A 12137-nucleotide genomic window follows, 5' to 3' on the forward strand; every position below is an offset into this window, starting at 1 on the left:
CTGTCACCGTGGTCTGCGACGCCACGGCCAAAATGCCTGCCAGGTTCCGCTCGATCGTCGCCGTAATGTCATCTAGCGGCAAGTGGCTCAAATTGTCCGTGGCAAACGGATTTTGCAATTCAATGCCCATTTGGTCCAGAGCGGTTAAAGGGTATGCCACCAGCATCGTGATGATCGGAATCAGCCAAATGTCCGCCACCTTGTGCAATAACGCAAACGGCAGCGTCACCAAAAACAACATCACAAAGCGGCGAATTTCAATCGAGTAAACCAGCGGCAAAGGGGATTTCAAAATTCGCTCGCAGGCGCCCAGGTGGTCAATCAGGAGCGCTCGCTCTCGGTCAGCCTGGAGAAAGGCAAACCCGTCCATGCCGTGCTTCTCGGCGGCGTCTTGCAAAAACGCGCCCAGCTGTAAGGCCACAAAGCTTGGCGCGTGGTCGGCCGCCGCAATTTGAGCCGCCGCTTCAGGTCCAACCAGCGCCGCAATTTGCGGATCGTTCCGCTGGCCACGGAGGCTTGCTCGGCTCGCGGCAGAAAAGGCCGATGCCCAACGCACAAATTGTTGCCGCCACGCTGGGTCGGCAGGACCATACGACAGGGCCGTAATCACCAAATTTCGCGATTGATTGACAATCCCGCCCCACAGTTTCCGGCCTTCCCACCAGCGATCGTATCCGGCGTTCGTGCGGAGCACCAGCAATAGCCCCAGCAAGCCGCCGGCAATTTCATACGGGGCAACGTCCAATCCCAAATAGGTATTGAACTGTTGTTCCACAAATCGGGAAGCGGCACACACCGCCGCGGCGATCGCGCCGAACCCAATCACGTGCAGCGTCACATGCAGCAGGACCGACCCACGTCGGGCCAACGCCTGTTGCCAAAAATGATTAAACCATTTCATCTTAGGGTCAATCTTGTTCGAGGCTTCGGGTTGCCACCTGGCTTTTTTAACAGAACGCCATTTGGATGTCTCGATGCTTGCTGGAGATTGCCAGAACTGTGCAGGCGGTCATGTTGCAATATCAAGGATGGTGGCGGCATCGTCGAATCGCAAACATTAATTCTTTATCAAACCCCCAAAATTGATAGGCCAATCGTTAGATTTGTGTTAGACTCTGGGGAGCACTTCGCTGAGGGAAGAGGCTTTTCTGTCTACGCAGAGGAGCCGGCAATGGGCGTGCCCCAATTTGTGGGCGAGGCGGCTTGGACCCGTTTACTGAGACAGAAAATCCTGCAAGTTGCAGCTTTCTCGTCGAACGTTTTGATAACCGGTCCAAGCGGAACAGGCAAAGAACTTATCGCGCGGGCCATTCACGAGCATAGCTCGCGCCGTACCGGTCCGTTCATTCCGGTCGATTGTACTTCGCTCGCGGGTGAATTATTTGCCAGCCATCTGTTTGGGCACGTAAAGGGGGCCTTTACAGGGGCCGAGCATCCGCGACTGGGCTGTTTCCGGGTCGCCGATGGCGGGACCATTCTGCTGGACGAAATCGGCGAGCTCAGTCCCGAATTGCAAGCAAAATTGCTGCGCACCATTCAGGAGCGCGTCGTCGTCCCCTTGGGAAGCGATCAGCCTTTTCCCATTGACGTGCGCATTATCGCCGCCACCAATCGCAACTTGCTGTCGGAAGTTCAGGCAGGGTGTTTCCGGCTCGATTTGTATTACCGCTTGAACGTGGTGTCGTTTGAAACCATCAGCTTGCGTGAGCGGCCGGAAGATATTGCCGTGTTGGCAACGCATTTTCTGAATCGCTTGACCATCGACCATGGTTTTCCAAAAAAACAGCTTTCTGCGGCGGCACTTGTGGCCTTGCAGGCATATTCTTGGCCGGGGAATGTCCGCGAATTGCAAAACGTGTTGGAACGGGCCGCGATATTTGCTCCTAGAGCGGAAATTGGTCCGGAGGCCATTCCAAACGACATTTCCGCCGCCGTGGAGCAATCGCCAGTCCCGGTAGTCCACGACGAGCCGCCGTCCGCAGCGCTGCCTTGGCCAAGCTTGGCCGAAATTCAGCGGCAGCACATTCAAACAACCCTGCAACGCACGTTCTACAATCTGAGTCAGGCTGCAAAACTTCTGAAGATCGACCGGGCCAGCCTGGCACGGAAAATCAAGCGGTTTGGCGTGCTTGCTCCCCAATCGCGCCGTGGCAGGCCTAGTCAGCAGCGCAACACTCCGCCCCGTTAAGCGGGCATTCTTCTCAGCCATGTTTCTTTGCCAGCGGAATCATTCCGCGCTTCGACTGCTGCGATCCCCCGCTCTTGTGCATTCGTAATTGCTGCGCAATGGCGCATTAAAAAATGGGGCAGGCCGCCGCAATCTGTGACGAACAGCGCCAATTTCTCCGGCGCTCTGAACCGCTCCGTGCGCCAGCCAGTGCGTCACGGCCGTGTACAAGAAAAATTTAACTGCCCGCCAGTGTTCATCTTCGGCGCGAGATGGTTGTGCGGCAATTCACCGCGGCACGCCGGCTGCTTTAGGGGCGGCCGAATTGATTCCGTTCCCGATCAAGCAACCTAGCAGATTTCAAGGATGAGGAGATACACGTGACTTTGTCTTTACGCCTTCAATCGCAGATCATCGTCGCCGATGCCCGGCCTCACGATTACCAAGAGCTCTCGCTGCTGGCGGTCCAGCACGGCTGGCAGGTGCATTTGCTCACCAGCGCCAGGGCCGTGTTGCGGTTAACCCATTTCATGCCGGCAGACCTTTACTTGGTAAACGCGCTGCTGCCGGACATGTCGGGCTTTGATTTATTCGAAATGCTGCGTGACCGAATTCCCACGGCCAGGGTGTTCATTGTCTCCGATTCGTACAACGACGAAGACGAGCGCTTGGCCTGTCGTTGCGGCGCAGATTTGTATGTGTGCAAGGGTTCAAACCATTCGGTTGATTTTTCAGCCTTGCTGGATTTTGTCAGCGGTCAGCAAGGTTCGCGCCAAGTCGCCGGGCCGGTGACGGCTCCCTTGGCAAATGTCGATTCTCTTCAGTCTTCTCGCGTTCGCTCCACTTCGGATGTTCCATTAGGCGGATCAACGCACTAGTTCCACTTTTTTTCAAGGAGATGTGTTATGAAATTCCTCCGTGCTTGTCTCGTGTTGACCACGCTCGCATTGATTGCCGCAATCGCAACGCGGGCCTTTGCCGACCCGCTGCCGGGTGAAGTCCTCAAATTCCAGCAATTGCCGCTCAATAATGGACTAGGCGTCACGGTCGGCGGTGTCACTTACGGCGCGGGAGGCGCACCCTATCCCGGCCACGATGAGTTAAGCACTGCCTATCCTAATACCAGTCTCTCTGATTTTAATGGCACTTTTGCGGCCGACGATTTTTCCGACAATTACAGCTCGCCGGTCGTGCATCTTACCTGGTGGGGTTCCTATTTGAACAATTCCAATGCTGCGCCTAACGGTGGTGTTAAGCAGTTCTTAATTTCGTTCGAAAGCGATCTGCCGGCAGCGCAAAATGCCGCTGGGTATAGCGAACCCAATCAGCCAATCCTCACGCAGGTGGTCACCCCCGGCGCGATCTCGGCCGGTTCCGGCACCTTCACCGAAACACTCATCAATAATAACAACGGCACCTCCGAGCCGCTGTATCAGTACAACGCCGAACTTGCGATGCCATTTCAAGAACAGGCAGGCACGGTGTACTGGTTGAAGATCGTGGCCCTGGCAGGTCTGAACCAGCAGTCACTCCAGTGGGGATGGCACAACCGCGATTGGGGAATTCAGGACACGCTTGCGTCAGCGGTGCCCACGCCCGGCGAGCATGTCGAAGGAACGGTGACAACCGCCATGATTCCTGTCTGGCACTTCCAAGACGATGCCGTCACCGGCAATATCGATTACGGCGTGAATTCCGCTGGTACGTTCGCCATCAATTCAGAAACCCAAATGCTACCGATGAATTACCAGCGGACCCCCAGCGGCAGTGTACCCATTGACGGGCAGCCAGGCATCGAAACCTTATCCGAGGATTTAGCGTTTCAACTATACACTGTGCCGGAACCCAGCACCATTGTTCTGCTTGGGCTGGGAACGCTTGGAATCGGCGCCAAGCTCTGGCGACGCCGCCGGGTTTGCAACGCCTGATGGAACCCGACAATTTTCTAAACGCCTTCCACGGACCGCTCTCTCAATTTTTGAGAGAGCGGTTCGTAATGTCCGTTTGGACAAATTCGATTTTGTATTCGCCGATTTAACCTCCCACTCACCTCCTACTAACTGCTATCTAGTTCGCAACATTGCTTTGCATTGGCCAGGATCCACAGCCGTTTGTTTCCAGCTTCTTTTCTTTTTTTGTGGAGAACGAATATGAAGATCTACAATCCATTGATCCTCGGGGTCCTTGTGGGGGCCTGCACTCTCGGTTTAGTAAACTCCTCGATGGCGACTCAGAATTTTAATGTCATTGCCACAGCCGACAATCAATATGAGTTGTATGTGGGCACACCGACGTCGGCCACCACCGATGTCGGCGGAGCATTCAATACCACAGCCGGTCAAATCTTTGTTCCCGAGACATACTCGCTTTCGGCGCCCGACAGCTCTTATATTTACGTCGCCGCTTGGAGCGATATTTTTGATAAACAGGGGTTCTTGGCCAGCTTTCAGAACCTCACACTCGGTGGATTTGTGCGCAGCGGTGACCCACAATGGCAAGTCACGGCCACCGGAGTTTCCCTCGCCAATGGAGCGGCAGCGCCCACTTTGGCCGATCTTACGACCCAGATCCAATTAGCTAACGCCAGCACGAACACCTCCAACGGCTGGGTCGCTCCGGCGGTGTACTCGATCGATAACGGTGGGGGCGGACCCTACGGCGTTACTGTGGGCAGCGGAATGGGAAACGCTTCTCAATGGATGTGGTGGAATGGTCCGACTCCTTACACCAATCCTGACAACGCGTTCACCGACGGCCAGGATCATGGCGAATACCTGATCTTCCGACTGCCCGTCACCGCAGTGCCGGAGCCCAGCACGATCGTATTGCTCGGATTGGGAACCATCGGAATTGGCGCCAAGCTCTGGCGACGCCGCCGGATTAACCGCACGGGTGGACTTGGCCAGTCAACCGATACCGGTCTAGCGACGGCGTATATTCGCTTGCCGACGCTGCAAAGTTAATTCTGTTTTCGCTCTGCCGCGTTTGTCCGCCGTTTGTACCACGGCGGGCAAACGCATCTTGTTTCACCTTTTTGCCAGGACAATTGTCATGAAAACGCTTCTATCTCAATCCTCTCTGTCGGTCGTGGTTTTGTTTTCCGTCATCTGCGGCCGGGTGTTTGCCGATCCGTTGCAGGGAGAAGTTCTGAAATTTGAGCAATTACCGCTTAACAATGGGTTGGCGAGGAAGCGAATCCGCCAAATATTGGCCCGCGTCTGGGGAATTGTCGGAATTATGGTTGTGTTTGCATCTTGTTTTGCCGTTGGCCGTGCTCAAGCGGAAACGCTTTATGCCACTGCAAATGGCGGGTATAGCGAAATCGACCAAGTCGATACGGTTACCAACAGCGTAACGACCTACCTCAATACGCCTGCTCCTCCGGATAGCGTCATGTTCGATTCCAGCGGGGACGTCATATACTCGACTGTTACTGTCGGCAACGGGCAAGTCGTGAAGTACGACCCGATCACCATGGCCAGCACGACATTGGCCAGCGGCTTAACCAATGCCGCGGATATGGTGCTTGAGCCAGGCGGAAATTCGATGCTCATCAGCGATTATGGCAGCGGGACCATCGAGCGCATTAATAATCTTACTTTCCCTGTGGTGACGCCATTGGCCTCCGGTCTGGGTAATCCGGAGGGGCTGGCCTATGTTGGCAATAAACTGTTCGCCAATATTGGTTACCGTTACGGCGGCGCCACCGGCAAAGAAGTGGCCCAAATCGACCCGGTTACAGGTGCTATTCTGGCCACAAGCCCCGGCCTTAACAGCCTAGATGGGCTGACCTACGACTCGTATTCTGGCTTGCTCTATGCCTCGTCGTTGTTCGGGAACTTGGTGTATTCGATCGATCCGAATAACTTGAACAATGTTCAGATTGCAACGGGCACAGGAATTGTTCCAGGGCCGGACGGGATCACCTCGGACGGGCTGGGAAATATTTTTATCGCATCGAGCGACTCGGTTGGCGATTCCCACATCTATCAGCTTGACTTGATTAACAATACTCTGACACAGGACACTTTAGTAAATGGGTTGGACGATCTAGCGCCGGCTTCTGGCGGTGGGTCAGTCCCCGAGCCTTCGGGCTTTGTGCTTTTGGGTCTCGGAGTATTTGCATTCAGGGTAAGACTAAGAAAATTCCTAAAAGGCTGTTTCAAAACTGAGGTTTCGACTCGGCAGGAGCCTCGCCGTCCCAGGATTTGAAACAGGTTTTAAACTAAGCGGTCCAAGCAAAGACCGGTGCAGGCTTCCTTTGGGCGCGCACTATTTCCGGGCCGAGGTCAACGAGCTTGGCTGCGCGCCGTTAGGCGATCGCACAGTTCCCCTGCTCTGCTTGCCGCCAGATTGCTGCTCCACGTTTCCCTGATTCGGCCCGCCCCTGGATGGCTGCCGATCCAGCACTCGCCGCACCACCCACGGTGAAACAAACGCTACATTGGCAATTATCATCGCCAGCCCGAAGGTCCACATGCCCAAAAATGCGCCAATGCCCAAGTGCATGGCCACAGCGCCGGCGATAACGAGTGGTCGAGTAAGCCGGGGCCATACCAGAACGCAATAGGACATTTCCAAAAAAATCGTGCCGTGGGCCAAGAGTGATGCCAGCCAGCGGTAATGAATGAGCCCCGTCAAGTCATACGATTGATACTCCAAGTTGCCGACCGCCATCAGCACGGCGTTTCCGTTCCACCATTGCTCGCCCTGGGCTTTGCCAATTCCGGCGAAAAAATATTCCACGCACAAATTGAATTGCAACAAGCGGATGGCAATGTTGGCGGCAATGCTGGGCTCGATGAATCGCTGAGCCGATCTTGCAGCATTTGCAACGCTCCCCTCCCCTACTGCGCCGCTAAGTTGGCCGTTGAGGCGACGACGTTTCCGCCAGGCATCGACCGAATACGCGGCCCCGCACGGCCCCACCATCAAATACAAGGCGAGCATGGCATTCGTGTCGTCCAAGCCGAACTGCGCCAAAGAAACACGGTTGATGTAGGAGACGGTGGCAATGAACGCGAGAACCGACATCGTCCGGCTGAACAAGCCGATGGTGAGCAAGGCGAACACGCACAGACAGGCAATGTGAACACACCACAGCAGAATCGGCGAATCGATCCAATAAAACCAACTCCATTCCAACGGTGAATGCCAAGGCAACTTGTTCATGGCCTCGGGTGTAATCCAACCGTCACGGCCGAAAAACCCCGCCAGATCGAACGACCAAATCAAATGCGTGTAGAACAGCATGGCCCCGGTCAGCATGCGAACGATTCCCAGCGTGGCCGGATCGGTGGGTGTAAACCAAAAGCGGTTCCAGCCCGCCACGGTGCCCCGAAACAAATCACGAAAATAATGGGCGACTAGTTTCACAGCTTGGGGGCCTCGTAGGTTTTTGTCCACAGCACTTTGTACAGGCCCGGGTCGGTCAGCGGCCGGTCACGCAGCATATCTTCCTCTTCCGGAATTTCATGTTCCACGTATTCCAACGTGACGGCCTTTGCACCGGTCGTTTCCAATAGATGCATGCCATAAGAACGGACCATTGCGTCAAGCGCGGGCTGCATCACTTTGCGTTCTACTTCTGCATCCCGGCGAACTTCTTCCGGCGCGTCGGCGGGAATGTCCGGGGACATGAGCCGAGCGAGCTTTTCCGAGAGCATGAAAAAGCGGTGATACAGCAGTCGCGGCCACTGTTCTTTCAAATTCGGAAACACATCCGTCTTGGTTGTTCCGTTCGGATAACTGAGCGTGTAACGCACCAGATGACCGGCACTTGGCTCCGGACAGAAGAAACGATAACCGTGATCGATGTAGGCCAGCGTGGTGTACCAGGAAAACGAGCGTGCAACCTGGCGTTCCAATTCGCTGCAAGGGCCCGCCGCCATGGGAGCCGCGATGAGGGCCGTCATGTGGACCAGCAGAACAACGCTGATCAGCACTTTCCAATGCAGCGCCAACGAGGCCTTGGGTACTGGCTTGCCTTCCGGTTCCGAAATTCGGGCGTTTTGCGTGGAGTTTGCCATCAGTGTGAATATCGACCATCAATCTGCCTGTGGTCAATAAATGGCAGGATTTAACAATTGTGCGGACGCAGCCCGTGCCGAACGTTCAAAAACAGTCTGGATCGCAGCCGCTGAGCAAGCTCAGCGGCTAGATGTTCGATCAAGCGGATTAGCTCCATGAACAAAACGAAAAACGCCCCCGCACGGAAGGCCGTGCGGAGGCGTGGGCTCTAGTTGCAAACTTCGAGGATGATGGCGCTCAGCGAGCCACTTAGCGAGTGACCGCGGCGGTGGTGGCGACCGAGTTCGAATTGAAATCGAACGTCAAATCGCGGTCTTCCCCGCCGGTGAGCGTGATCGTTTCATCCTTGCTAACATCACGGCCGTTTATGTTGGACACCACGCGCACGGTGTAGCTTTTCCACTCGGCGCCGGAATCCAATTTCGACGTGGTAAATTCACGCACTTCGCCCGTCGCACTGGTTTCATGGCCGGCCAAAAACACCTTGGCATCGGCAGGCACATGGAGGGTCAGCTTGGTTTTGGCTTTGCTGCCAGCGGCGACCGGGGCTTCCTTATTGTCTTCAAAATTGAACGTCAGGTTGACTTGCTGGCCGGGACCCAAAGTAACCGTCTTGGTTTCGGTCACGGTGTTTCCATCGCGGAGCATTTCCGCACGGACTTCGTATTCGTAACGGTTGCCGGCGGTCAAGCCACGGCTAACGAATTGCCGTTCGTTGCCGGTGCTGGTTGTTTCCGCACCGTTGACAAAAATCTTGGCTTCCGCAGGCACGCTCACGCTGAGCAGCGCGGTTTGACTGCCGTCCAAGGAGCGATACATGTCGCTGTTCATCGAAGTCGGTGCTGCCGGAGCGGTGCTGCCGGGAGCTTGCGTGGGCGCTCCGCCGGCCGGAGCCGCTGGCTTGGATTGCATATCGGGTGCGGGCTGCGAATTGTCGTAAATCACGGTGCCGCTGCTGGAAGAGGAAGAACTGCTGCATCCCCAGCTATCGCTGGAAGAAGAGCTGCTGCATCCCCAATAGTAACCGCCCCAGCAACCGCTGGAACTGCACGAGCTGCATCCCCAGCTGGAATAGTAGGCATGGTGCCAACCCCAGCCGCCGGACGAAGACGAGGAGCTACTGCATCCCCAGCAACCGCTGGAAGAACAGCTGCTGCATCCCCAACAGCCGCTGGAGGAAGATGAACTTGAACCCCAGCCACCGTGAAAATGCGCCAGTGAACTGCGCGCATCGACGACCAAACCGGCGACGGCGATGGCCGCGGCAAACATCCACTTGGATAAATTCCTGCGAATCATGTCTGTTTTTCTCCCTGAAATACGTGAAATTGACCACCTGGGGCTCTGCAACCTCACCCCCAAAACATACAAACACTAGCACGTAAATCAAGTAGATTGGGCAATTTTTTCCGGTTAAGTGTTGTGGACCAGCTTTCCAGACTCTTCAGTTTTTTCAACCAAGAATCAGAAATCCAATTTTGGTATATTCCGCTACGTGGCCTCCCATAAAGCGTTGTAACTCCGTGGTTTGCGTCTTCTTAAAAAGCACACAATACTGATCGTTCCCACGCGATGACGTTCCAATATCGCGCTAGCGGAAGATCCGTTACAATTGACCCAAGCGTTCGTTTTTAACACGATTCCACGCTCGGGATCTCCTGCCCGCAATCATCTAACTGCCACCTTTTTCGGGAAATGCCATGGATGGCTTACTCGTTGTTCGTCGCCGGGTTTGGCCTATCGCAGCCGTAGCCCTGGTCCTGTTGATTTTGGGCTGCGCCACGATTGCGCGCTGCGAACAAATCAACGACGGTTCGAATCGACTGGTCCGGCAGCAAATCGTATGGTCAATTTTGGGATTTGGCGCGCTGATTTTGACGAGCTGGATTGATTACCGCCGATTTGCGCGCTACATCCCAATTTTTTACGGCGCAACTTTAATTGGTCTATTGGCCGTCTATTTCTTTCCGCCCGTCAACGGCGCCCACCGTTGGATTCGAGTGGGCGGATTTGGAATTCAACCTTCGGAATTGGCCAAAGTGGTGTTCATCCTTTCGCTGGCTCAGTGGTTGATGTATTACGATGCCGCGGCCGGATTCGCCGGCAGCGTTTTGTGGCCGCTGGCAATGACCGGGCTCCCGATGCTTTTGATTTTGAAAGAACCTGATCTGGGCACGGCGTTGGTCTTCCTCCCCATTTTATTTTCCGTTCTGTTTGCCGCCGGGGCTCGGCGGCGCGATTTATTGCGACTGGCCGTGGCCGGCCTGCTGTTGTTTCCGTTGCTGTGGAGCCAGATGAGCCACGATCAGCGATCTCGCGTCACAGCCCTGTGGGAACAAAACGCTCCGCGAGAACAGGCCACTGCCGATGGCTTTCATCTCGATCAAGCCAAGCGAATGTTTGCACTGGGCGGAACTTGGGGAAGCATTTTCCGGTCAGAAGCGGATAAACAGGCTGTGGCCTCCTCGCGATTGCCGGAAGCCCAAACCGATTCTGTGTTCTGTGTAGTCGGGGAGCGTTTTGGGCTAATCGGGATTGGATTATTGCTCGTGTTATTCGGCGTGTTGGCGGCCAAGTGTTTGAGCGTCGCCAGCCACACGGAAGAGTCGTTCGGACGGCTCATCGCCGTGGGAGTCGCCGCGTTATTTGGCGCCGAAGTTCTGATCAACACGGGCATGATGGTGGGTTTGCTTCCGATCACGGGGCTGGCGCTGCCATTGATCAGTTACGGTGGGTCAGATTTAGTGGCGCATATGGGAGCGCTGGGATTGGTGATGAGCGTGGCGCGGCATTCAGCGCGCTGATTTCCACAGAAGTTTAGTCTTCTTATCCTGTTCTTCAGGCTGGGCGCTGGTCGAATCATGGCGCCTTCGCTCTTCCGCCGCAACCATGGCCCTGGCCTAAAATCTGGCTTGCCGCTTGCTTGCGATAAGTGTATATCTGTACACTTATAAAACACGCATCGATTTTTCCTCGATCCTTCGGAGGTTTGTATGGCCCGCAGCAAAGGCATTCATCGGCATCCCGTGTTCAAGCTTGGCAAGGCGCCCGCCCGGCACGATCCTCGCACATTGAGGTTTGCCGCGCTGGTGAAGGCGCGGATCGCTCTGCCCAAGGAATACGATTTTGACGAGCAACATCCCGGCGTCCCCACGCCCATGTTTGCCAACGATCGCTATGGCGATTGCGTCATGGCCGGCCGCGCCCATCAGACCTTACGTTTTGAGCTGGCCGAGCAAAAAAAGGTCATTTCCATCTCCGATCAAGACGTCATCCGCGAGTATTTTCAGGAAACGGGGGGAGCGGATACCGGGTTAGTCGTGCTCGATTCGCTGCAGGAGTGGCAAACCTCGGGCTGGCTGGTGGGCGCCGCCAATTACAAAATTCAAGCATTTTCCGAATTGGATGTATCCGATCATGCCCAGGTGATGCAAGCCATCGTGCTCGATATCGGCGTAGGTTTGGGCCTCAGATTACCAGTTTCGGCCCAGTCGCAGTTTCAGACGGGCAAACCGTGGGATGTCGTCCGCGGTCGCCGAGGAGCCGTCAATTCTTGGGGCGGGCACTACGTGTTCGTTCCCGGCTATACCCAACAAGGGCCCGTCTGCGTGACTTGAGGTCGCAAGCAGCAAATGACTTGGACATTTTTTGACAAGTATTGCGACGAAGCTTACGCCATCATCGACGGAGTGGATACGCAAAAAATCAAGAAGGCGATTGACTTGGAAAAACTCGATACACTGCTTGCCGAATTGTCGTCATCCTAGGAAACCTACTCAGCTTCCCGTAGGGCGGACATAGTAAACCTACTCTATTCCGTCCTCGGCTTTGCTTGAGCAAACTCATGGCAAAGGCCGGAAGCCCGAAAGAGAAGGATTGCAAAGGGCGCGCTCCGGAATAGAGATTCCGCGCTTACTCGCTGCCGGCTTCTAATAAAACT

At 55.3% G+C, this 12137-nt stretch carries 12 protein-coding genes; 8 read left to right on the forward strand and 4 right to left on the reverse strand.

Annotation, left to right across the window (positions count from 1 at the left end; genetic code table 11):
• Positions 1–901 (reverse strand): bestrophin family ion channel (locus VMJ32_10585; protein HTQ39467.1); only part of this gene is annotated, 901 nt, incomplete at its 3' end.
• Between the two features lie 270 nt (positions 902–1171).
• Between VMJ32_10585 and VMJ32_10590 the strand changes: the two genes are divergently transcribed.
• From VMJ32_10590 to VMJ32_10610, 5 genes are all read left to right on the forward strand, one after another.
• Entirely contained in the window at positions 1172–2188 is a 1017-nt protein-coding gene (locus VMJ32_10590; protein ID HTQ39468.1) for a sigma-54 dependent transcriptional regulator, read from the forward strand.
• 359 nt (positions 2189–2547) lie between these two features.
• Positions 2548–3045, forward strand: coding sequence for a response regulator (locus VMJ32_10595; GenBank protein ID HTQ39469.1), 498 nt, complete (start codon positions 2548–2550; stop codon positions 3043–3045).
• 27 nt (positions 3046–3072) lie between these two features.
• The gene (locus VMJ32_10600; GenBank protein ID HTQ39470.1) at positions 3073–4095 is read left to right on the forward strand and encodes a PEP-CTERM sorting domain-containing protein; all 1023 of its coding nucleotides are present in this window, start codon (positions 3073–3075) and stop codon (positions 4093–4095) included.
• A 222-nt stretch (positions 4096–4317) separates the two neighbouring features.
• Positions 4318–5130, forward strand: a complete 813-nt coding sequence (locus VMJ32_10605; protein ID HTQ39471.1) for a PEP-CTERM sorting domain-containing protein — start codon at positions 4318–4320, stop codon at positions 5128–5130.
• An 88-nt stretch (positions 5131–5218) separates the two neighbouring features.
• The gene (locus tag VMJ32_10610; protein HTQ39472.1) at positions 5219–6379 is read left to right on the forward strand and encodes a PEP-CTERM sorting domain-containing protein; all 1161 of its coding nucleotides are present in this window, start codon (positions 5219–5221) and stop codon (positions 6377–6379) included.
• 60 nt (positions 6380–6439) lie between these two features.
• On the opposite strand, the gene VMJ32_10615 is transcribed toward VMJ32_10610, so the two are convergent.
• The 3 genes from VMJ32_10615 to VMJ32_10625 form a co-directional block, all read right to left on the reverse strand.
• Entirely contained in the window at positions 6440–7543 is a 1104-nt protein-coding gene (locus tag VMJ32_10615; GenBank protein HTQ39473.1) for an HTTM domain-containing protein, read from the reverse strand.
• Positions 7540–8196: a hypothetical protein gene (locus VMJ32_10620; protein HTQ39474.1), complete on the reverse strand. Its 657-nt coding sequence runs from the start codon at positions 8194–8196 to the stop codon at positions 7540–7542. The genes VMJ32_10615 and VMJ32_10620 overlap by 4 nt, the downstream gene beginning before the upstream one ends.
• A gap of 250 nt (positions 8197–8446) precedes the next feature.
• Positions 8447–9496, reverse strand: coding sequence for a TIGR03000 domain-containing protein (locus VMJ32_10625; protein ID HTQ39475.1), 1050 nt, complete (start codon positions 9494–9496; stop codon positions 8447–8449).
• Between the two features lie 401 nt (positions 9497–9897).
• Between VMJ32_10625 and VMJ32_10630 the strand changes: the two genes are divergently transcribed.
• From VMJ32_10630 to VMJ32_10640, 3 genes are all read left to right on the forward strand, one after another.
• A complete protein-coding gene (locus VMJ32_10630) occupies positions 9898–11001 on the forward strand; it encodes an FtsW/RodA/SpoVE family cell cycle protein (protein ID HTQ39476.1) in 1104 nt (367 codons plus the stop codon).
• 189 nt (positions 11002–11190) lie between these two features.
• Entirely contained in the window at positions 11191–11814 is a 624-nt protein-coding gene (locus VMJ32_10635) for a hypothetical protein (protein ID HTQ39477.1), read from the forward strand.
• Positions 11815–11829: 15 nt separating this feature from the next.
• On the forward strand, positions 11830–11964 hold the full coding sequence (locus tag VMJ32_10640; protein ID HTQ39478.1) for a hypothetical protein: 135 nt from the start codon (positions 11830–11832) through the stop codon (positions 11962–11964).
• Positions 11965–12137 lie beyond the last annotated feature (173 nt).

The sequence above is a fragment of the Pirellulales bacterium genome (genome assembly GCA_035499655.1).
Taxonomy (GTDB): Bacteria; Planctomycetota; Planctomycetia; order Pirellulales; family JADZDJ01; genus DATJYL01.

Excerpts from the sequence above, each read along its gene's own strand:
- VMJ32_10635 (HTQ39477.1), top strand. The coding sequence starts at position 11,191 with ATGGCCCGCAGCAAAGGCATTCATCGGCATCCCGTGTTCAAGCTTGGC.
- VMJ32_10605 (HTQ39471.1), top strand. The coding sequence starts at position 4,318 with ATGAAGATCTACAATCCATTGATCCTCGGGGTCCTTGTGGGGGCCTGC.
- VMJ32_10610 (HTQ39472.1), top strand. The coding sequence starts at position 5,219 with ATGAAAACGCTTCTATCTCAATCCTCTCTGTCGGTCGTGGTTTTGTTT.
- VMJ32_10600 (HTQ39470.1), top strand. The coding sequence starts at position 3,073 with ATGAAATTCCTCCGTGCTTGTCTCGTGTTGACCACGCTCGCATTGATT.
- VMJ32_10620 (HTQ39474.1), bottom strand. The coding sequence starts at position 8,196 with ATGGCAAACTCCACGCAAAACGCCCGAATTTCGGAACCGGAAGGCAAG.
- VMJ32_10630 (HTQ39476.1), top strand. The coding sequence starts at position 9,898 with ATGGATGGCTTACTCGTTGTTCGTCGCCGGGTTTGGCCTATCGCAGCC.
- VMJ32_10625 (HTQ39475.1), bottom strand. The coding sequence starts at position 9,496 with ATGATTCGCAGGAATTTATCCAAGTGGATGTTTGCCGCGGCCATCGCC.
- VMJ32_10640 (HTQ39478.1), top strand. The coding sequence starts at position 11,830 with ATGACTTGGACATTTTTTGACAAGTATTGCGACGAAGCTTACGCCATC.
- VMJ32_10590 (HTQ39468.1), top strand. The coding sequence starts at position 1,172 with ATGGGCGTGCCCCAATTTGTGGGCGAGGCGGCTTGGACCCGTTTACTG.